Below are 20,799 nucleotides of genomic sequence, written 5' to 3'. Positions count from 1 at the left end.
GCGGCTGTCCGACGCTGGCCGTGGCGGGCGTCACATCGCTGCGACAACCGATGCGCCACCCACCACCTCTCGACTCGGTGAGCCGGCCGCCGCACCGTCAGCCGGTGCTGGTGAGGTCTGTCGTCGCCGCAAGTTCGGTGACCACATCCAGGAACCGGTTCAGCGCGGGTGCGGTGTTGCCCGCCAACCACACCATCTCGGTGTACGCGTAGGCGCCGGCCAGCGGGACGAACACCACGCCGGTGCGGCGAAGGCTCGCCGCCGAGCAGGCCAGCCGGGTGACGCCGAGTCCGGCGGCGACCAGGCCGAGGAGGCTCTGCACGCCGGCCTCCTCCTGAACGACGGTCGGGACGAAGCCCGCCTCCCGGAACTGCTCCTCATAGGCGCGGTGCCAGGGTTCCCAGGAGGTGCGCGGCGTCATGACCCACGGTTCGTTCGCCAGGTCGACGAGCGTCAACTCGTCTCGCCCGGCGAGCGGGTGCCCCTCGGGCAGCACCGCGCAGACCGGTTCGGTCGTCAGTCTCCTGGACTCCAGGCCGGGAACGAGCGGGGTCCGGGTGAAGGCGACGTCGAACCTCCCGTCGAGGACGCCCTGCACCAGGGGCGCGATGCTGGTGGTCTCGGTGGCCAGGCGCAGGTCGGGAAGGCGGTGGCGGACCGCCCGGACCACCGGGGGCAGCAGGTGGTTGGCGACGGTGGTCAGGAATGCGAGCCGGAGGGTGCCCACCTCACCCCGCAGGGCCCGTCCCACGACGGCGACGGCCTGCTCGGCGCGGTCGGTCACGGCGCGCGCCTCGGGCACGAACAGGGCGCCGATGTCGGTGAGGGTGGTGCCGCGGCTGTCGCGGTCGAACAGCTTCGCCCCGAGTGCGCGTTCCAGGGCGGTGATCTGCTGCGACAGCGACTGCTGGGCGATCATCAGGCGGGCGGCGGCCCGGGTGAAGCTCAGCTCCTCGGCGAGGACCAGGAAGTACCGCAGTTGTCGCAGCTCAGGCGTAGCCACAGCAACAGACTGTAGCCACGCCAGGAAGAGCGTGTTGGCCGTCCGCACAGACCTCCGCGCACGATCGGTGCGAGGGGCGGTGCCGGCACACCGTACGCCTGTACGGCGAGCCGGCACGGCCACGTGAGGACACCACGAAGGAAGTCGATCATGTCGGAAACACGCATCACCACGCCGTTCGACGCCCGGTCCACCGCCGCCGACGTGGTGGCCGGTGTCGACCTGACCGGGCGGCGCGCCATCGTCACCGGCGCCTCTTCGGGCATCGGGGTGGAGACCGCCCGGGCCCTGGCCATGGCGGGGGCCGAGGTGACCCTGGCGGTACGGGACGTGGGGGCCGGAGAGCGGACGGCGCGGGAGATCGGCGCCGGGATCGCGAACCGGCTGCTCCGGGTCGCGCCGTTGGACCTGTCCGACCAACGGTCGGTCGCCGCCTTCGTGGCCGCCTGGGACGGGCCCCTGCACATCCTGGTCAACAACGCCGGGGTGTCGGCGACCCCGGAGATGCGCACCGCGCAGGGTTGGGAGTTGCAGTTCGCCACCAACCACCTCGGTCACTTCGCACTCGCCAACGGGCTGCACCGGGCACTCGCCGGGGCCGGTCGGGCCCGGGTGGTGTCGCTGAGTTCCATCGCCCACGTGAGGGCCCCGATGGTCTTCGAGGACGTCAACTTCCGGCAACGCCCCTATGACCGTCTGCTCGCCTACGGCGAGTCGAAGACCGCCACCGCGCTGTTCGCGGTCGAGGGGAACCGGCGCTGGGTCGACGACGGCATCACCGTCAACGCGGCCAACCCGGGCGCGGTCACCACCAACCTGGGACGGCACCTCACCGAGGAGGACTACGCGAACCTTCCGGCGTACGACTTCAAGACCCCGCAGCAGGGGGCCGCGACCTCCGTGCTGCTCGCCGCAGGGCCGCAGCTGGAGGGCATCGGCGGGCGGTACTTCGAGGACTGCGAGCAGGCGGTGCGCCACGACCCGGGTACGCCGCTGCGCGGGGTCGCCGACCATGCGATCGACCCCGTGGCGGCGGCGCGACTGTGGCAGCTATCGCTGGACCTGCTCGCCGACGCAGACCGTGCCTGAACGTCCGGAAACGGCCGTGGGATCCCCCACGGCCGTTTCCGAATGACGCGAAACGCTCAGCCCTGGCGCAGCGGAGCGAGCGCCGCGCTCCAGGCGACCACCTGGTCGAGCGTGGCGGTCAGCGAGTCCTGGTGGAACTTGTTGGGCTTGAAGACGCTGAAGTTCTCGAAGTCGGTGAAGAGCGACAGCGCGACCTGCGAGCGCACGTCGGCCATCTGCAGCTCACCGGAGATCAGACGAAGGTGCTCCACGGCGCGCGTGCCGCCGACCGAGCCGTAGCTGACAAAGCCGATGGCCTTGTTGTTCCACTCGGCGTAGAGGAAGTCGATCGCGTTCTTCAGGGCGCCCGAGGTCGAGTGGTTGTACTCGGGGGTGACCATGATGAACCCGTCGAACGAGGCGATCGTCTCGGCCCACCGCTTGGTGTGCGGCTGGCTGTACTGGCCCATCGAGGGCGGGTACGCCTCGTCGAGGTGCGGCAGCTGGTAGTCCAGCAGGTCGATCAGCTCGTACTCCGCGTCGGAACGCTGCTTGGCGATCTCGAGCACCCAGCGGGCTACGGCCTCGCCGTTACGCCCCGGGCGGGTGCTTCCGAGGATGATCCCGATCCTGGTCATGTGTGGCGCCTTTCAGAGGGTCATTGCCTGACGACCGGAACGCTAACCGGTGCTTGATTGGTCAAGCAAATAACTCGCCTATGGGCGTGATCACACGGAGGGTCAGCATTTGCTCAGTCAAGCAAGTATGATATGAGGATGTCCAACCCCGCTGCACCGACTCCGCAACCTCTCACCCCGGACGAGGAAGCCCTGGTCCGCGCCCTGGGCCAGGTCATGCACGTCCTGCCCCGCGCGATCGACGCTGACATGGTCGGTGACCGTCAGCTACCACTCACCGAGTACACCGCGCTGATGAACCTCTCCGAGACACCGGACCGGCGGATGCGCATGAACGAGCTCGCCGCGCTCTGCTACCTCTCGCTGAGCGGCATGACCCGCACGATCATCCGACTGGAGACGCAGGGCCTGGTCCGGCGGGAACGGTGCGAGGAGGACGCGCGCGGCTGGAACGCCGTCCTCACCGACGCGGGCTTCGCCCGCCTACAGGAATCCTGGCCCAGCCACCTGGCTGCCGTACGCCGCCGGTTCCTCCAGCACTTCGAGGGCATCGACCTCGCCCAGCTGGCCCGCGCGTTCCAGCGGGCCGGCACGGCGGAAACGACCGACTGAGCCTGCGCCGGCCCGGTCGGTCGTTCGCTCGGCTCAGCCGGGCAGCCGGCCCTCGGCCACCAGCGCCCACGCCAGCAGCCCGAAGGCGCCGGTCGACGCGACGGCACGGACCACGTTGCCGCGTACCCAGGTGACCTCGAAGCGCGCCCGCAGCGCCGCGAGGTCGGTGGCATCGTCAAGGTCGCCGGCGCGGGCCAGCACGTTGTTGAGCGGCACGTTGACCACGGCGGTGACGCCGAGCACCACCAGGTACAGCAGCAGCCCGGCGACGATCCACGGCAGCACCGCCCGACGCCCGGCCCCCAGGTGCAGCGCCGCCGCCAGCAGCGTGAACAGCAGCGCGCCGCCGAAGCACACCGCGAACCACCCGTTGAGGATCGACTCGTTGATCCGCCGCATGGCGAGCACCAGCGTCCGGTCGTCGGTGCGGGCCAGGCCCGGCATGACCGCGTACGCGAAGGCGGCGAACAGCCCGGCGGTCAGGCCGGTGGTCAGGGTGGCGGCGAACAGGCTAGCGGTACTCAGAACTCCCATCCGCCTATTCCACCCGCTGGCATGCGCGCTGACCAAACGCGATCGCGGTCACCGGGCCGGAGCGTGGGCGGCGAGCGGGTTGGTGAGGGTGCCGACGAACTGGAGCGCCGCCGACGGGTCGGCCAGGTCGATCATCTGCTGGTTGTTGCGCAGCTGAAGCCGGTTGAGGCAGGACAGCGTGAACTCCGGGGCGAACAGGTCGTAGTGGCGGACCCGCTCGGCCAGGTGCGGCACCCGGTCGAAGTAGTCGGCGGCACAGGCCGCGACCGTACGCCAGAAGTCGTCCTCGGCGAGCACACCGGCCTCGACCAGGACCGCGTTGAGGTGCCGCAGGAAGCAGTCCACCACGTCGGTGAAAATGGTCAGCAGCTTGGTGTCGTCGGGCACCTCGACGCGGATCCGCTCCACCGCCGCCGGCAGTTCCACCCTGTCGCTCATCACCGCGATCTCCTCGGCGATGTCCTTGAAGATCACCCGCTGGACCGTGTCCTGCTCGTCCAGGACCAGGATGACGTTCTCGCCGTGCGGCATGAAGGCCAGGTCGTGGGCGTAGAAGCTGTGCAGCAGCGGAGTCAGGTAGGCGTCCAGGTAGCGGCGCAGCCACGCCTCGGGCGCCAGGCCGGACCGGGCGATCAGCGCCGCCGCCAGCGAGCCGCCCTCGTCGTCGACGTGCAACAACGCGGCCATGGTGGACAGTCGCCGCCCCGGCGCCAGGTCGGGCACCGGGCTCTCCCGCCACAGGGCGGCCAACATCTTGCGGTACGGGGAGGTGCGGTCGGTCGCCGCCTCGTACTGCCGGTGCCGGTAACCCACAGCGGCCCGCTCCCGGATGACGGTCAGGCCGGTGCCGGTCAGCACCTCGTCGGCGGCGATCAGGTCGGCCAGCCAGTCGTTGATCGCCGGGGTGGCCGCCATGTACGCAGCCGACAACCCCCGCATGAAGCCCATGTTCAGCACCGACAGCGCGGTCTTGACGTAGTGCCGCCCCGGCTCACTGACGTTGAAGAAGGTACGGATGGACTGCTGGGCGAGGTACACGTCCGGCCCGGGGCCGAGGTGCACCAGCCGCCGCTCGGCCAGCTCCCCGGCGAAGGTGACCGCGAGCTTGTTCCACCACTGCCACGGGTGCGCCGGAATCAGGTGGTAGTCGGCGAGGTCCAGCCCGAGATCGGCCATCGCGGCCGCGAACCGGGCCCGGGTCTCGGCGTCCAGCTCGCTCTCGATGAGCGTGTCGTAGTCGAGGTCGGCGGCGCTGCTGAACGTCGAGTGGTCCCGGTGCGCGGCCAGCCACTCCAGCCGCACCGGCGCGGCGGCCTCCGGGGCGTACCGGTGGTACTCGTCGACGCCGAAGCCGAGCCGGCCGTTGTTCGCCACGAAGCAGGGGTGGCCCTCGGTCATCGAGGTCTCGATGGTCTGGAAGTCCGCCTCGGCCAGCTCGGCCGCGCTCGGCGCGGCCTGGGCCAGCTTGTACGCCGTACCCGCCAGCGTGGAGGTGATCTCCTCCAGGTAGACCGGGAGGACCCGGGCGGAGAGTCCGAGGGTGTCGCGAAGTTCGACGATGAGGTCCACCGCGTCCGGTGCCAGGGACGTGCCGTCGCGGTGTCGGGTGATGCTGTCCGCGTCGATCTGCCAGTGCGCCAGGGCGAGCACCCGGGCCGCGAAGCGGTAGGTGACAGTGCCGTCGTCGCTGCGGACCTCGTACCACTGCCGGTCGTCGAGCCCGGCCACGGCTTCCGGGCTGAGCAGCCGCTCGTGGGTGAACTCGGCGAGCGCCTTGCGGACCAGCAGCCGGTTGGCCCGGGCCCAGCGTTGCGGGGTGAGGTGCCCGACCGGGTCGCCTGCGGCGTTGTGCGCGGTGGCGACGGGCGGGTGGGTGGGGACGGCGGTGGTGGTCACGCCGGGGCTCCTTCGGTTCGGGTGGCGGCAGCGCGGGTGGTGGCAGCGCGGTCAGTGGCAGCGCGGTCGGCGGCGGCCTGGAACTGGGCTCGGGTGCAGACGCTGAGCAGCGCGTCCTTCTCGGGCTTGGCGATCGGGCCGACGACCGTGAAGCCGACGGCGGCGTTCAGCGCGTGCACGGCGGTGTTGCGCACGTCCGGTTCGACCACCACCCGCCGGGTCGTCGGGTCGTCGAAGAGCCACGCCATGACGGTGCCGATCACCGCCCGGGTGAAGCCGTGCACGGGCGCGTCGACCGGCGCGCAGAGAAAGTGCATGCCCACGTCACCGGGCTGGTGGTCGTACAGGCCGACCAGCTCGACGTGGGCCGGGTCGTAGCGCTCCGCGAGGAAGGCCGGACTCCCCCGCCACAGGCCGAGGTACGCGCCATGGTGCGGGTGCTCGGCGATGCGCCGGTACTCCTCGGCCACCTGGGCCAGGTCGGCGTCCTGCATCATCCAGAACGCCGCCTTCGGGTGGGTGACCCAGGTGTGCAGCAGCGCCGCGTCGGCATCCGGGTCGAGCGGCCGCAGCGCGAACTCACCGAGCCCTCCGTCGACGTGGGTGAAGACGGTGGTCACGACGACACCCCGAACTCCTGGAAGGTGATGCTCTTCTCGATCGGGTAGTGCTCCCGGCCGAGCAGCTCACTGATGATCCAGGAGTTGCGGTAGGCGCCCATGCCCAGGTCCGGTGAGGTGATGCTGTGCGTGTGGGTGCCCGCGTTCTGCAGGAAGATGCCCCGCCCGCTGTGGTCGATGCTGTAGTTGCGGGCCACGTCGAAGCGGCCGTGCGCGTCCCAGCGGATCCGGTCCCGCACCGGCGCCAGGAACTCCGGCACCCGGTAGTGGTAGCCGGTGGCCAGCACCAACCCCTCGGTACGCAGGGCGAAGTCGCGCTCCTGCTCCACCTGACGCAACCCCAGCGTGTACTCCCCGTCCTGGTGGTCGGCGCTGACCAGCTCGGTGTTGGTGAGCAGGCGGGTGTTCACCGGTCCGTCGACGCTGTGCGCGTAGAGCAGGTCGAAGATGTCGTTGATCAGATCGGCGTTGATCCCCTTGAACAGGCCCTTCTGCTCGGACTCCAGCCGGTAGCGGGTCGCCTCGGGCAGCGCGTGGAAGTAGTCCACGTAGTCCGGTGAGGTCATCTCCAGTGTCAGCTTGGTGTATTCCAGCGGGAAGAACCGCGGCGACCGGGTCACCCAGTTGAGCTGGTAGCCGTACCGGTCGATGTCGCCGAGCAGGTCGTGGTAGATCTCGGCGGCGCTCTGCCCGCTGCCCACCACGGTGATGCTGCGCTTGGTGCGCAGCGCGGCGCGGTGCTCCAGGTAGTGCGAGTTGTGCACGGCGTCGCCGGGCAGCTCGGCGACGGCCGGGGGCAGGTGCGGCGGCGTACCGGTGCCGAGCACCAGGTGCCGCGCCCGGTATTCCACGCTCTCCCCCGTGCCGGTGCTGGCCCGCACCACGTACCGATCGTCGGCGGGGTCGTACTCCACTGTGGTCACGCTCTGACCGAAGCGCAGGTTCGGCAGCTTCGCCGCCGCCCACCGGCAGTACGCGTCGTACTCGCTGCGCAGCGGGTAGAAGCTCTCCCGGATGTAGAACGGGTAGAGGCGGCCGATCTCCTTGAGGTAGTTGAGGAAGGAGTACGGCGACGTCGGGTCGGCGAGGCTGACCAGGTCGGCGATGAACGGGGTCTGCAACCGGGCCGACTCCAGCAGCATGCCGGGGTGCCAGGCGAGGCTCGGCCGGGCCTCCAGGAACACCCCGTCGAGTTCGTCGATCGGCGCGGTGAGGCAGGCCAGGCCCAGGTTGTACGGGCCCAACCCGATGGCGATGAAGTCGTGGGTGGACATCGGGGTCTCCAGGCGCGGGTTCGTGGTCACCGGCGTCAGCCGACGTGGCAGGTCAGGTCGGCGGCGACGTGGTCGTGCACGTACCGGCCGGCGTGGGTGGCGATCAGGTCGAGCACGTACCCGACGTCGTCGACGGTGGTGGCCGGGTTGAGCAGGGTGAACTTCAGGAAGTGCCGGCCGTCCACCCGGGTCCCGGCGACCACGGCGAGACCGGACGCCGCGAGGGCCTCCCGGGCGTGCAGGTTGGCGGCGTCGGCCAACTCCCGACCGGGGCCGGTGGGCAGGTAGCGGAACACCACCGTACTCAGCTCGGAGCGCGTCACCACCTCGAAGCGCGGGTCCTCACTGACCAGTTGCCAGGCGTCGGCGGCCCGGTCGACGACCTCGTCGAAGAGCCCGCCGAGGGCGTCCGGGCCCATCACCCGCAGGGTGAGCCAGAGCTTCAGCGCGTCGAAGCGGCGGGTGGTCTGCAGGCTCTTGTCGACCTGGTTGGGGATGCGCTGCTCCACCATCCGGGCCGGGTTGAGGTAGTCGGCGTGGTAGGTGACGTGCCGCAGCGTCCGCCGATCGCGGACCAGCAGCGCGCTGGAGCTGACCGGCTGGAAGAACGACTTGTGGAAGTCGACGGTCACCGAGTCGGCCCGCTCGATGCCGTCGAGCAGGTGCCGGCGCGTCGGCGAGACGAGCAGACCGCAGCCGTACGCGGCGTCCACGTGCAACCAGACGCCGGCTGCCGCGCAGATTCCGGCCAGGTCGATGAGCGGGTCGATGGAGCCGAAGTCGGTGGTGCCGGCGGTGCCGACGACGGCCATCACCACCAGCCCGGCCTGGCGGCACCGGGCGATCTCCTCGCGCACGGCGGCCGGCCGGATCCGTCGCCGGGCGTCGGTGGGTACCGCGATCACCGCGTCCGGGGCGAGGCCGAGCAGTTTGGCCGACTTCTGGACGCTGAAATGACCGGCGGCGGAGGTGAGCACGCGCAGCCGGGGCAGCAACTCGGCGCGCGCCGCCGGGCCGATGGCGTCGACACACGCCTCCTCCCGGGCCAGCAGCAGCGCCTGGAGGTTGGACTGGCTGCCGCCGCTGGTGAAGATGCCGTCGGCGCGGGGGCCGAGGCCGACCCGCTCGGCGGTCCAGTCGATCAGCCGGCGCTCGATGAGGGTGGCCCCGGCGCTCTGGTCCCAGGTGTCCAGTGAGGAGTTCACGGCGGTGAGCACCGCCTCACCGAGCAGCGCCGGGATGGCCACCGGGCAGTTGAGGTGGGCGAGGTAGCGGGGGTGGTGGAACCAGACGGCGTCGCGCAGGTAGACGGTTTCCAACTCGTCAAGTGCGGCGCCGGCGTCACCCAGCGGACGGTCCAGGTCGACCCGGTCGACCAGGGGGGCCAACTCGGCCGGCGTGATTCCGGTGCCGGGACGGTCCACGGTGGCCACTCGGCGGGCGACCCGGTCGACGCCGTCGGCGATCGTCCGGCGGTACTGCTCGACCGAGCCGCCGTGCAGCAGCTGGGCCCGCGCGGCGGTTGACGCCGCTGGCGGCGTGGTGGTCTCGACGGGGTACGTCGGCACGGTCACGGAATGTCCTTCCACGTTCTCGACGAGGGGCAGCCGGAACCTTCCCCCGGCGCGGCGGTGCGCCTCGGGGCAGTGCTGCCGATCGGTTGGGGTCGTCAGTCAGGCGGTGGCGCCGGCCAGCGCCTCGGCACGCAGGTCCTCTTCGGAGAGGCCACGTCGCCAGTAGCCGGCGAAGGTCACCCTCCGGCGGTCGAGGCCGCGCTCGTCGACGAGGTGCCGGCGCAGCGCCCGCACCACGCCGGACTCACCGGCGATCCAGGCGTACGGGGTGCCGCCGGTGGGAAGCCGGGCGGCACGGACGGAGCTGACCAGCAGATCACTGCCGGGCGGGGTGCTGCCCCGCACGATCCACCTGATCTCGGCGTCGGCCGCGGTGGGCAGGTCGGTGATGTCGGCGGCGTCGGGCACCTCGATCCAGGCGCGGACCCGGGTGCCGGCGGGCAGCCAGGCCAGGATGCCCTCGGTGGCCGGCAGCGCGGTCTCGTCGGCGGCGAGCAGCACGAGGTCCGTGCCGTCCGGCGGGCGGAAGCAGACGCTACGGTTGTCGGGCACCGCCGGGCCGAGCAGCAGCACCCGGTCGCCGGGGGCGGCGAGGGCCGCCCAGCGGGAGGCGGGGCCGGTGTCGCCGTGGCTGACGAAGTCGATGTCGACCTCGGTGTCGGCCGGGCGGTACTCCCGGATGGTGTACGAGCGCAGCACCGCGCGGACGTCCGCCGGCAGTGCCCGCCAGCCGCCGAACCAGTCCTCGCCCTGCTCGACCGGGACCACCGGGGCGTCCTGCCCGGGGTGCGGCAGGAACAGCGAGACGCTCTGGTCCCGGCCGCCGCCGGCGAAGTCGGCCAGCTCCGCGCCACCGAAGGTGACCCGGATCAGCGAGGCGCCGACCCGGCGGGCCCGGACGACGTGCGCGGCGTAGAAGCGGTACTGCGAGGCGATCGGTGCGGTGGCGCTCGTACTCATGGCGTCAGCTGACCTTCTTCGCGTTCCGGATGGCGGTGGCGAGGTTCTCCAGCAGCGGCGCGGAGCCGGCGTACGAGAAGCGGGGTACCGCGTCCCACGGGCTCACCTGGTTGGCCTTGACCGCCGGCAGTTGCTGCCAGGTGGGCTTGGCGGTGAGGTCCTTGGCCTGCAGCGCGGTGTTGCGGTTGTCCAGCAGGATCAGGTCGGCCGGGAACTTGCCGGCGCTTTCCCAGCTCAGTGCCTCGAAGTAGTCGCCGGCTTCGAGCTTGGTGGGGACCACGATGTCGACGCCCAACTCGGCGAAGTACATCAGGTCGGTGCTGACCTTCGGGTTGGAGACGTAGAAGAGGTCAGGGCTGCCGGAGCAGGCCATCACCTTGATGCCGGGGTTGGCCTTGACCGCCTGCCGGACCGCCTCGGCGGCGGCGTCGAAGCGGGCCTTCGCGTCGGTGACCTTTTTCGCCGACAGGTCCGCGCCGAGCGACTCGGCCAGCGCCGCGTACCGTTCGATCGGCTTGGTCATCGGCACCCGGGCGGTGGTGATCGCCACACTGGGCGCCAGCGGGAAGATCTTGGCCTTGCTCTCGTCCGGCACGTACCAGAGCGCGTCCGGGTCGTACATGTGGGTGACCAGCAGTTCGGGGCGCAGTGCCGCGTACTTCTCCAGGCTGAACTCGCCCCACACGTTGCCGAGGATCTCGACGCCCTCGACGTTCAGGTCGCCGGCCTGCGGGTCGGCCGTGCCGTCGGAGCGCTTGGTCTCACCGAACACGCCCACGAGTTGCTTGTCGAGACCGAAATCGACCAGGGCCGCCGCCACGCCGGTGAAGGCCACCACGCGGGTCGGACGGGCCGCCGCCTCGACCTTCGTGCCACGGTCATCGGTGAACGACCAGGGGCCACTTCCGTTGCCGGCGGCGGGTTTCGCGGCGTCGTCCTTGCCACAGGCGGCGAGCAGGGTGGCCAGCGTGGCAGCGCCACCGGCGGCCAGCAGGCCACGGCGGGAGAGGCGGCGGGCGGACAGGGCATCGGGCATGGTGTTGTCTTTCGATCAAGGGTTGGCCGGACTCGACCAGGGCAGCGGGGTTAGGTTAGCCTAACCTCGGTCATTGTCAACAGCGGTTCGCCGTGTCGCCACCATCCCGGAGCCCACACTGGACGCCACACCCACCGTCACCCGACCGGCACCGACCGTGCCGGCCAGGGATACGGCCACACCCCCGAGCCGGCGTGGCCGTCGGGCGGCCCGCGCCGCCGGCCTGGTCGCCGCCGTGGCGCTGCTCGCGGTGATCGTGGTGCTCAGCATCGCGGTCGGCGCGAAGGCCATGCCGCTCGCCGACGTCTGGTCCGGGTTGCTGCACCGAGACGCCACCGAGTACGCCGTGGTGCACCGGATGCGCCTGCCCCGGACCCTGCTCGGCCTGCTCGCCGGCGCCGCCCTCGGTGTGGCGGGCGCGGTCATGCAGGCCCTCACCCGCAACCCCCTCGCTGACCCCGGGCTGCTCGGCATCAACGCCGGCGCCTCCGCGGCCGTCGCCACCGCCGCCGCGTTCCTGGGCGTCACCGCCGTCGGCGGGTACGTCTGGTTCGCGCTGCTCGGCGCGGCGGCGGTGACCGCACTCGTCTACGCCGTCGGCGGCGGACGCGGCGCCACCCCGGCCCGCCTCGCGCTGGCCGGGGCGGCGCTCAACGCCACCCTCTACTCGTACGTGAGCGCGGTGATGCTGCTGGACACCGCCTCGCTGGAGCGGCTGCGATTCTGGACGGTCGGCTCACTGGCCAGCGCGGACGCCGCGACCGTGACCCGGGTGCTGCCGTTCATCCTGGTCGGGCTGCTGGTCGCGCTCGGTGCGGCCCGTCCGCTGAACGCGCTCGCGCTCGGCGACGACGCGGCACGAGCCCTCGGCGCTCGACCGGCACTGATCCGCGCCGCCGTGATCGTCGCGGTCACCCTGCTCTGCGGCGCGGCGACCGCCGCGTGCGGCCCGATCGTCTTCGTCGGGCTGCTGGTGCCGCACCTGGTCCGCGCCCTGACCGGCCCGGATCTGCGCTGGCTGCTGCCGTACTGCGCGGTGCTCTCGCCCGCGTTGCTGCTCGGCGCCGACGTGTTCGGCCGGGTGCTGGGTCGGCCCGGAGAACTCCAGGTCGGCATGGTGACCGCCGTGCTGGGCGGCCCGCTCTTCCTGTGGCTGGTCACCCGCCGACGGGTGGCGCAGCCGTGACAGTTCTGCGTACCTCCTGGGGGTTGTCGCTGCGGTTCCGGCCCCGCGGGTTGGGTGTCGGTGCGGGCGCGGCGTTGCTCGCGGCCGGGTTCGGCCTGGTGGCCCTGGGCAGCGGTGACTACCCGATGGAGCCGGCGGACGTGCTGCGCACGCTGACCGGCGGTGGCACCCTGGCCGAGCAGTTCATCGTGTTCGACCTGCGCCTGCCCCGGCTGGTCACCGCCCTGTTGGTCGGCGCGGCGCTGGCTCTCGCCGGCGCGGTGTTCCAGTCGCTGGTCCGCAATCCGCTGGGCAGCCCGGACATCCTGGGCTTCACCCAGGGCGCGTCGACCGGGGCGCTGGTGGTGGTGGTTCTCGGCGGCAGCAGCCTGGCGTTGGCCGGAGCGGCGGTCGTCGGTGGTCTCGGCACCGGCCTGGTGATCTACGCGCTCGCCTGGCGGCGCGGAGTGCACGGCTTCCGGCTCATCCTGGTCGGCATCGGGGTGGCCGCGATCCTGACCGGTGTCAACGGCTACCTGCTGACCCGGGCGCCGCTGATGGACGCCGCCCGCGCGGTGCTCTGGCTCACCGGCAGCCTGGACGGGCGGGGTTGGGCCAACGCCGGGCCGCTGCTCGCCGTCCTGGTCGTGTTGGCGCCGCTGGTGCTCGTCGGATGCGCCCCGGCGCTGCGGATGATGGAGTTGGGCGACGACGCGGCCAGCGCCCTGGGCGTGCCGGTACGCCGGCTGCGCCTGGTGCTGCTCGCCGCCGCCGTGCTGCTGGTCTCGTTCGCGGCGGCGGCCGCCGGGCCGGTGTCGTTCGTGGCGCTCGTCGCCCCGCACCTGGCGAAACGACTGACCCGGGCACCGGGCCCGAACCTGCTGCCGTCGATGGCCGTCGGCGCGGCGCTGCTGGTCGGGGCGGACCTGGTGGCGCAGCGCGCGTTCGCCGGGCACCAACTCCCGGTCGGCGTGGTGACCGGCGTGATCGGCGGCGGTTACCTGGTCTGGCTGCTGGCGATGGAACGCCGGGCGGGCCGGCTGTGAACACCCGTGACGCCCTCGAAGGAGCACCCATGCGACCCGGCGATTCCCGGCTCGGCGGCACCGCGCTGACCCTCGCCTACGACCAGCGCACCATCGCCGAGAACCTGACCGTGGCGGTGCCCGACCGGTCCTTCACGGTGATCATCGGCCCGAACGCGTGCGGCAAGTCGACGCTGCTGCGCGCCCTGTCCCGGATGCTGCGCCCCAGCGCCGGCGCGGTGCTGTTGGACGGACGGGACATTCACGACCTGCCGGCCCGCAAGGTGGCGCGTACGCTGGGCCTGCTGCCGCAGTCGTCGATCGCACCGGACGGCATCAGCGTCGCCGAGCTGGTCGCCCGGGGTCGCTACCCCCACCAGGGGCTGCTGCGGCAGTGGTCACGCGAGGACGAACGGGTGGTCGAGGAGTCGATGGCCGCGACCGGGGTCGACGACCTCGCCGACCGGGCGGTGGACGAGTTGTCCGGCGGGCAGCGGCAGCGGGTCTGGATCGCCATGGCGCTGGCCCAGCAGACGCCCCTGCTGCTGCTCGACGAGCCGACCACGTACCTCGACATCGCCCACCAGATCGAGATCCTGGACCTCTGCGCCCGGCTGCACGAGGAGCAGGGCCGCACCCTTGTCGCGGTGCTGCACGACCTGAACCACGCGGCCCGCTACGCCACCCACCTGATCGCCATGCGTGACGGACGGGTGGTGGCCGCCGGGGAGCCGGCGTCGGTGGTCACCGCCGACCTGGTGGCGGAGGTGTTCGGGCTGCCCTGCCGGGTGATCGACGACCCGGAGACGGGCACCCCGCTGGTCGTCCCCGCGGCCCGACGCCGCGCCACCACCCTGGCCCCGGAGCCGGCGTGAGCGAGCACAGCGAGGGAACCAGCGAGCACAGCAGCGCCCGGAGCGAGCCAACCGGTAGGCCCGGCACCGCCCAGCGTTTCCGCGACCCGTGGGGGGTGCCGCACCTGCGGGCCGCCGACCCGCTCGCGTTGGCGGCGGCGCAGGGCCGGGTGACCGCGTACGACCGGGCCTGGCAGATCGAGGTGGAACGGCACCGGGCCCGGGGCACCAGCGCGGCGTTCCTCGGCCCGGAAGCGCTGGGCTGGGACCGGTTCGTCCGGCAGGTCCGGCTCGACGACACCGCACGCCGCTGCCACGCGGCGCTGGACCCGGCGACCGCCGAGTGGGTGGGCGCCTACGTGGACGGCGTCAACGCCGGTCTCGCCGCCGGGGCGGCCCGGTCGCCGGAGTTCGCCGCCACCGGGCTGCGCCCGGGCCGGTGGGAACCGTGGACGCCACTCGCGGTGTGGCTGGGTCACCACATCCTGTTCGCGGGGTTCCCCGGCAAGCTCTGGCGCGAGCACGTGGCGCAGCGGCTCGGGCCGGACGCGGTCGACCTGTTCGCCACCGATGGGCCGGCCGTGGCCGGTAGCAACGGGTGGCTGCTCGCCGCCGAGCGCACCGGCACCGGGGCCGCACTGCTCGCCGGCGACCCCCACCGGTTCATCGAGGATCCCGGCGTCTACCAGCAGATCCGGCTGGCCTGCCCGGAGTACGACGTGGTCGGGCTGGCGGTGCCGGGTGTGCCGGGCATCGCGCACTTCGGGCACACCGGTGCGGTGGCCTGGGCGATCACCAACGCGATGGCCGACTACCAGGACGTGTACGCGGAGCGGCTACGCCGCGACGGCCCCCGGGTGCAGGCACTCGGCCCGGACGGCTGGCGTTCGGCGCACCGCCACGTCGAGACGATCGAGGTGGCCGGGGCCGAGCCGGTCGAGGTCGAGGTGGTGGAGACCGACCGTGGTCCGGTGATCGCCGGCGGGCCGGACGACGAGACGGCGCTCAGCCTGCGCTACCCGCCCCGGGTCCGGGGTGACCTCGGTTTCGCGACGCTGCCGGAGCTCTTGCGCGCCCGTACCGTGGCCGATGTTGACCACGCGCTGCGGCACTGGGTGGAGCCGGTCAACGTGGTGCAGGCGGCGGACACCGCTGGCGGGCTGCTGCACCGGGTCGCCGGGGCGGTGCCGGTACGGCACCCGGAGAACGGCCGGCGGGTCGTCCCCGGATGGGACGCCGCGCACGCCTGGCAGGGCTGGTACGCGCCGATGCCCCGCGCCGAGGTGATCGGTCGGTCGGTGATGGCCAACGAGCGCGGGCTGGCGGCGCCACTCGGGGTGGAGTTCGCCCCGCCGCACCGGGCGCATCGCATCGCCGAGCTGCTCGACGCCCGTTCGGCCTGGACGGCCGACGAGATGGCCACGGTGCACACCGACACCTACCTGGGCGCGGCCGGGCCGCTGCTGGCGGTCCTCGCCGAGTCGACGGGGCTCGGTCCGGCCGCCGCCGCGCTGCGTGAACGACTGCTGCGCTGGGATCGCCGGATGGCCGCCGACAGCACGGACGCGGCGGCCTACGCCATCCTGCGGGCGGCTGTCGTACGCCGGATCGCCGCCCACCCGGCGCTGGCCACGCTGGCCGACCCGCCCGCGTACCCCGAGGTGTTCGCGCCCTGGCTGGCGCTGACGCCACGGGTTGGTTACGCGCTGGAGCACCTGCTCGGCGCGGCCCCGCTGCCCGGTGTGGACATCACCGCGCTGGTACGCGCGGCGGCCGAGGAGGTCGGTGACGCGGCCGGGCAGGTGCCCTGGGGGGACCTGCACCGGCTGGCGCCGTGGCGGGCCCTGCCCGGCCCGGACACCGGGCCGGGCCCCCGGCTCGACGGTGACCACGACTGCGTGTTGGCCACCTCCAGCGTGCCCGGGGTCACCCACTGGTGCTTCCGGGGGCCGGCGGCACGCTTCGTCTGGGACCTGGCCCGCCGCGCGGACAGCCGCTGGGTGGTCCCGCTGGGCGCCTGCGGGGTGCCCGGTGACCCGCACCACGACGACCAGAGCGCCGCCTGGCTGGTCGGCGAGCTGCTACCGGTGGTGACGGACTGGGACCGCCTCGTTGAGGAGCCGAGTGAACACTGATCAGCAGCTCTACCGCAGCGACGTCGCCGGGTTCGGGGTGGTCACCATCCGCGCCGTGCGACCGGACCAGGATGTTGACCTGCTGCACGGGTGGGTCACCCAGGATCGGGCCCGGTTCTGGGGGATGCGGGAGGCGAGCCGCGAACGGGTGCGGGAGATCTACGCGTACCTGGACTCGCTGAGCACCCATCACGCGTACCTGGTGCACCGGGACGGCGTGCCGGTCGCGCTGGCCCAGACGTACCAGCCCGAGGCCGACCCGGTCGGCGAGTGCTACCACGTACGCCCCGGTGACATCGGCGTCCACCTGCTCATCGGGCCACCGGTGACGGTCCAGCGCGGGTTCACCGGCGCGCTGTTCGACGCGATCCTCGGCTTCGTCCTCGCCGATCCGCGCCGGCTGCGGGTCGTGATGGAGCCCGACGCCCGCAACGCCCGGGCCGTCAACCGATTGCTGCGCACCGGGTTCCGGCTCGGGCCGCTGATCGACCTGCCGGACAAGCAGGCCCGCCTGCTCTTCCTCGACCGACCGGCGACAACGGGCTGACGGCCGGCACAGCACCGACCGCCAACGGCTGACGATTGGCACGGCACCGGCCGCCGCCGGGGTGCGCGAGGCACCCCGGCAGCGGCCAGGCTCACCGTCAGCGCAGGCCGAACGCCCGGTTGATGCGCTGGCTCACGGTGTTGCCGGCGGTGTCCCGCGCGGTGGTGCGCAGGCTCACGAAGCCGGCCTTCGCCGGTGCGGCCAACGAGGTACGCCAGCCGTCGCCGTGCCGGGTCAACCGCTGCTTCTGCCAGGTCGCCCCGTCGTCGTAGGACACCTCGACGGTCACCGCGCCGATCGTGCCCGTGACGTCGGGCAGGTGGGAGGCGACCACGGTCAGCGGTGCCCGCCGCGACGCCGTGCCGGCGGAGTCGATGGCCACCTGGTAGTCCAGCTGGATCATCGGGAGCGCCTCGGCCGACTCCTCCCCGGTGACCGCCGAGTGGAAGCCCCACTCGGTGCGGGTCTGCCGGGAGTACGGGTTGGTCCAGGCGGCCCGATCGTTCTCCACCACCAGCCGGTACGGCAACCGCTGCTGCGCCAGCCCGGAGACCTGCAGGTACTCGGCGTTGCCCCAGTCCAGCTCCTTGTCACCCTGGTAGAGGGTGGTCCGGTTGACCATGTCGAAGTTCGCGTACGCCTCACCGATGTGCCCGCCCCCGTCGCCCCAACCGGGCGCCGGCAGGTAGACGGTGTCCAGGTACCGGACCGGCACGTAGCTCCCGCCCATCCGGGGTCGCTGGATCGGCCCGAACCACTCGACGCTGCTCGGCTTGCCGGCCGGGTAGGTGGTCACCGCCTGGAGGTGCTGACCGGTCTCGCCGGCGATGAACGCGTCGTCGATCCACCGCTGGTCGGCGCTCACCCAGTCGGTACGCCGGCCCTGCGCCGGGGCCGGTTCCTGGTTGCTCGACGCCCAGCCGCGCCAGACGTCGGTGCGGAACTCCAGCGCCTTGCCCTGCCGGTAGTTGCGGAACTCCACGTCGACCCGGGCCAACTGCCGCTTGGTGGGCCGGTAGGTGGGGTCGGCCGGCACCGTGCCGGTCCAGTGGTGCGCCACGTCGTACAGGTAGCTGGTCTCCGGGTGCGACTCGACGGTGAGCCGCACCGCGCCGCGCTCCAGCGCGGCGATGAGCTGCCCACCCTCGTCGGCGCCGAGCGTGGCCACGGTCACCGGGGCCGGGCTCTCCGGGCTCCACGGCGCCTCGTCCCAGGGCTGGAGCCGACCGACGCCGTCGTTCACCACGAGCAGCAGCTTGGCTCCGGCCGCCGCGACGGCCTGCGCCTGGGTGGCGATGTCCACACTGTCACTGCGGCGCACCACCACGGCCCGGTCCCGGACCGGCCGCTTGGCCAGCCCCGCCGCCGACGCGTCGGCGACGTAGACCGCGTCCAGTTGGCGACGACCGGCCGGCAGCGCCGGGGTCGCCCGCTTCACCAACAGATCGTCGTACGAGCGTCCGCCCGCCGAGACGGTCAGGGCCGGCTGCTCCAGCCGCCACCGGGCGCCGAACTCGAACTCGCCGTCGGTCACCGGACGGCTCGTCGGCAACGCCCACATGCTGTCGTACGAGTCGTCGGGCAGCACCTGACTCTCGGTGAGACCGTTCTTCGTGGACCGGTGGATGTCCATCCGCAGCGCGCTGGCGGTGGCCTCCTGCGGCACCCGGGCCTGGACCTGTCGGGCGGCGCGCGCGTCCAGGGTGACGGTGCGGTCGCGGTCCAGGTTCACATCGGTGAAGCTGAGCATCGCCATGCCCTTGGAGTGCGGGCCGTGCACGCCGCGCACGTCGGCGGAGATCCAACCGTTCCAGCTCGCCACCGGCAGCCGCAGCGTGGCGGTGCCGCTCTCGGGCAGGTCCACGGCGGTGAACAGGGTGTCGGCGGTGAGGATGACCTTGCCGACGAGCGGCTTGCCGTCGCGGTCCTTGGCGACCAGCGTCAGGTTCTGCCGCTGGCCCTCCTTGCCGGCCCCGATCAGGGTGCGACCGCGTACCGTACCGGCGTCGTCGGTGGCGACGATCATGCCGCTGACCTGCTTCTCCACCGGCAGTTTGTCGTACGCGGCGGTCACCGTCACGGTGGCGGTGCCGCCCGCGGGCACGGTGACCCGGTCGGCGGAGAGCGCGAACAGGCCGGCCGGCGCGGTGGCCGCGTCGAGGGCAAGCTTCAGAGCGACCGGTGCGCTGCCCACGTTGGTGTAGGTGACCGTACGGTCGACGGTCATGCCCGGCTGCTGCGGCCACGCCTGGAAGCCGGAGTAGGCGCTCGGGGTGGCGAAGACGGTGGCGTGCGCGGCGGCGACCGCGTCCACCCGGCCGGCACCCGCCTGGTACGGGGTGTACTCGGGGGTGGCCTTGACCGTGCTGACCAGCGCTTCCTTGATCCGCTGACCGGTCCAGTCCGGGTGCGCGGCGGCGACCAGCGCGGCCGTGCCGGCCACGTGTGGGGTGGCCATCGACGTGCCACTCATCAGCGTGTAGTCCCCGGAGCCGCCCCGCACGAGGTGGGAGCGGGCCGCCAGGATGTCCACGCCGGGGGCGGTGATCTCGGGCTTGAGCCCGCCGTCGCCGGCGCGTGGGCCCTGGCTGGAGAAGTCGGCGAGGTGGTCGGTGTTGTCGACGGCCCCCACGGTGAGCGCGGAGTCGGCGGCGCCCGGGCTGCCGATGCTGGCCGGCCCGCTGTTGCCGCCGGCGATCACGAAGAGGGCGCCGGTCTCGGCGCTGAGTCGGTCGACCGCCTGGCTCATCGGGTCGCTGCCGTCGGTGGCCTCACCGCCCAGGCTCATGCTGACCACCCGGGCCTTCTGCTCGCGGGCCGCCCACTCCATGCCGGCGATGATCCACGAGTTCTGTCCGCTGCCCTCGCTGTTGAGCACCTTGCCGATGTGCAGCCGGGCGCCGGGGGCGACGCCCCGCTCGGCGCCACCGGACGCGGCGCCGGTGCCGGCGATCGTCGAGGCGACGTGCGTGCCGTGGCCCTTGTAGTCGAGGATGTCGGGCTCTTCGGGCACGAAACTGCTGGACTCGGCGATCTGGCCGACCAGGTCCGGGTGTTCGGCGTCCGCCCCCGAGTCGAGCACCGCGACGTCGACACCGGCAGCGGTGTTCCCCTCGGCCCACAGCTTCGGCGCGCCGATCTGCGCGGTGGACTCGGCCAGGTCCGCGTGCACCCGGCCGTCCAACCAGACCTTCGCGATGCCGTTGGCCAGGGTCGGGGCGTCGCCGGTACGGCGGGTCGAGCCGGCGGTCAGCGCGGTCCAGAACCGGTCGGCGGCGGCGCGCTGGCGGGTCAGCGCCGCGCCCTGCACGCTGTCCAACGGGCGGACCAGTTCGGCGCCGTCGACGGCGGGGCGGGTGCGGTTACGGGCCGCCGCGTCGGTCATCGTGACGATCAGCGGAAGCGCGTCGGTGTGCGCGTCGTCGTAGCCGTCGGCGATGAGGTCGGTGACGTTGAACAGTTGGCGGTCCAGCACGCCACTGGTCACATAGGACAGCGCGGCGTCCGGGTAGACGTAGGTGTCGCCGTCGCGCACCGTGCGGTGGACGCTCGGGGTGCTGCCGTCCGGCCGGCGCACGGTCGACACCGTGCTGCCGTCCGCCGCGGTGGTGACCGTGACCCTGTCACCGGTGATCAGGGTGACGGTGGACGCGCGTCCGGCGGCGGCCGGGGGTTGGCCCGCCGGGCGGTCGGGATTGCTCGGCGGGGCGGCGGACGCTCCCGCGCCGGGTGGGGTGAACCCGGCCGCCAGGGTGAGGGCGGCGCCGAGGGCGATCAGCCCGGATCGGCGGCGCCGGTGAGACAGAGCCAAGATGACCTCTTTGTGTCGAGAAGTGGTACGCACCACAGCATCGACGC

Annotated in this window: 17 protein-coding genes; 7 read left to right on the top strand and 10 right to left on the bottom strand. The window is 72.5% G+C overall.

Annotation, left to right across the window (positions count from 1 at the left end):
- Nucleotides 1–97: 97 nt before the first annotated feature.
- On the bottom strand, nucleotides 98–1,003 hold the full coding sequence (locus tag AC5L30_RS01940) for a LysR family transcriptional regulator (RefSeq protein WP_494864846.1): 906 nt from the start codon (nucleotides 1,001–1,003) through the stop codon (nucleotides 98–100).
- A 150-nt stretch (nucleotides 1,004–1,153) separates the two neighbouring features.
- On the opposite strand from AC5L30_RS01940, the gene AC5L30_RS01935 reads away from it, so the two are divergent.
- Nucleotides 1,154–2,092, top strand: a complete 939-nt coding sequence (locus tag AC5L30_RS01935) for an SDR family NAD(P)-dependent oxidoreductase (protein ID WP_494864844.1) — start codon at nucleotides 1,154–1,156, stop codon at nucleotides 2,090–2,092.
- Between the two features lie 56 nt (nucleotides 2,093–2,148).
- Here AC5L30_RS01935 and AC5L30_RS01930 read toward each other — a convergent pair whose 3' ends face one another.
- Entirely contained in the window at nucleotides 2,149–2,709 is a 561-nt protein-coding gene (locus AC5L30_RS01930) for an NADPH-dependent FMN reductase (RefSeq protein WP_494864842.1), read from the bottom strand.
- Between the two features lie 138 nt (nucleotides 2,710–2,847).
- Between AC5L30_RS01930 and AC5L30_RS01925 the strand changes: the two genes are divergently transcribed.
- On the top strand, nucleotides 2,848–3,321 hold the full coding sequence (locus tag AC5L30_RS01925) for a MarR family winged helix-turn-helix transcriptional regulator (RefSeq protein ID WP_494864840.1): 474 nt from the start codon (nucleotides 2,848–2,850) through the stop codon (nucleotides 3,319–3,321).
- A 33-nt stretch (nucleotides 3,322–3,354) separates the two neighbouring features.
- Here the strand turns inward: AC5L30_RS01925 and AC5L30_RS01920 are convergent, their stop codons facing one another.
- From AC5L30_RS01920 to AC5L30_RS01890, 7 genes are all read right to left on the bottom strand, one after another.
- A complete protein-coding gene (locus tag AC5L30_RS01920) occupies nucleotides 3,355–3,855 on the bottom strand; it encodes an anthrone oxygenase family protein (protein ID WP_494864838.1) in 501 nt (166 codons plus the stop codon).
- Between the two features lie 48 nt (nucleotides 3,856–3,903).
- The gene (locus tag AC5L30_RS01915; RefSeq protein ID WP_494864836.1) at nucleotides 3,904–5,751 is read right to left on the bottom strand and encodes an IucA/IucC family protein; all 1,848 of its coding nucleotides are present in this window, start codon (nucleotides 5,749–5,751) and stop codon (nucleotides 3,904–3,906) included.
- Entirely contained in the window at nucleotides 5,748–6,371 is a 624-nt protein-coding gene (locus AC5L30_RS01910) for a GNAT family N-acetyltransferase (RefSeq protein WP_494864834.1), read from the bottom strand. The genes AC5L30_RS01915 and AC5L30_RS01910 overlap by 4 nt, the downstream gene beginning before the upstream one ends.
- Nucleotides 6,368–7,645: a lysine N(6)-hydroxylase/L-ornithine N(5)-oxygenase family protein gene (locus AC5L30_RS01905; RefSeq protein WP_494865308.1), complete on the bottom strand. Its 1,278-nt coding sequence runs from the start codon at nucleotides 7,643–7,645 to the stop codon at nucleotides 6,368–6,370. The genes AC5L30_RS01910 and AC5L30_RS01905 overlap by 4 nt, the downstream gene beginning before the upstream one ends.
- 35 nt (nucleotides 7,646–7,680) lie before the next feature.
- The gene (locus AC5L30_RS01900) at nucleotides 7,681–9,219 is read right to left on the bottom strand and encodes a pyridoxal phosphate-dependent decarboxylase family protein (protein ID WP_494864833.1); all 1,539 of its coding nucleotides are present in this window, start codon (nucleotides 9,217–9,219) and stop codon (nucleotides 7,681–7,683) included.
- 99 nt (nucleotides 9,220–9,318) lie between these two features.
- Nucleotides 9,319–10,179, bottom strand: coding sequence for a siderophore-interacting protein (locus AC5L30_RS01895; protein WP_494864831.1), 861 nt, complete (start codon nucleotides 10,177–10,179; stop codon nucleotides 9,319–9,321).
- 4 nt (nucleotides 10,180–10,183) lie between these two features.
- Entirely contained in the window at nucleotides 10,184–11,215 is a 1,032-nt protein-coding gene (locus AC5L30_RS01890; protein ID WP_494864829.1) for an ABC transporter substrate-binding protein, read from the bottom strand.
- Between the two features lie 73 nt (nucleotides 11,216–11,288).
- Here AC5L30_RS01890 and AC5L30_RS01885 point away from each other — a divergent pair, with 73 nt between their 5' ends.
- The 5 genes from AC5L30_RS01885 (at nucleotide 11,289) to AC5L30_RS01865 (ending at nucleotide 16,941) form a co-directional block, all read left to right on the top strand.
- Entirely contained in the window at nucleotides 11,289–12,401 is a 1,113-nt protein-coding gene (locus AC5L30_RS01885; protein ID WP_494864827.1) for a FecCD family ABC transporter permease, read from the top strand.
- Nucleotides 12,398–13,426 (top strand): FecCD family ABC transporter permease, encoded by a 1,029-nt coding sequence (locus AC5L30_RS01880; protein ID WP_494864825.1) that lies wholly within the window; start codon nucleotides 12,398–12,400, stop codon nucleotides 13,424–13,426. Before AC5L30_RS01885 ends, AC5L30_RS01880 begins: the two co-directional genes overlap by 4 nt.
- 29 nt (nucleotides 13,427–13,455) lie before the next feature.
- Nucleotides 13,456–14,280: an ABC transporter ATP-binding protein gene (locus tag AC5L30_RS01875; protein ID WP_091398778.1), complete on the top strand. Its 825-nt coding sequence runs from the start codon at nucleotides 13,456–13,458 to the stop codon at nucleotides 14,278–14,280.
- A 95-nt stretch (nucleotides 14,281–14,375) separates the two neighbouring features.
- The gene (locus AC5L30_RS01870) at nucleotides 14,376–16,394 is read left to right on the top strand and encodes a penicillin acylase family protein (RefSeq protein WP_494865306.1); all 2,019 of its coding nucleotides are present in this window, start codon (nucleotides 14,376–14,378) and stop codon (nucleotides 16,392–16,394) included.
- The gene (locus AC5L30_RS01865) at nucleotides 16,384–16,941 is read left to right on the top strand and encodes a GNAT family N-acetyltransferase (RefSeq protein ID WP_494864822.1); all 558 of its coding nucleotides are present in this window, start codon (nucleotides 16,384–16,386) and stop codon (nucleotides 16,939–16,941) included. The genes AC5L30_RS01870 and AC5L30_RS01865 overlap by 11 nt, the downstream gene beginning before the upstream one ends.
- 97 nt (nucleotides 16,942–17,038) lie before the next feature.
- Here AC5L30_RS01865 and AC5L30_RS01860 read toward each other — a convergent pair whose 3' ends face one another.
- A complete protein-coding gene (locus AC5L30_RS01860) occupies nucleotides 17,039–20,752 on the bottom strand; it encodes a S8 family serine peptidase (RefSeq protein ID WP_494864820.1) in 3,714 nt (1,237 codons plus the stop codon).
- Nucleotides 20,753–20,799 lie beyond the last annotated feature (47 nt).

This window comes from Micromonospora sp. BQ32 (genome assembly GCF_059358895.1).
The sequence above is the reverse complement of the archived record's forward strand: the minus strand, read 5'-3'. Positions and strand labels throughout refer to the sequence as shown.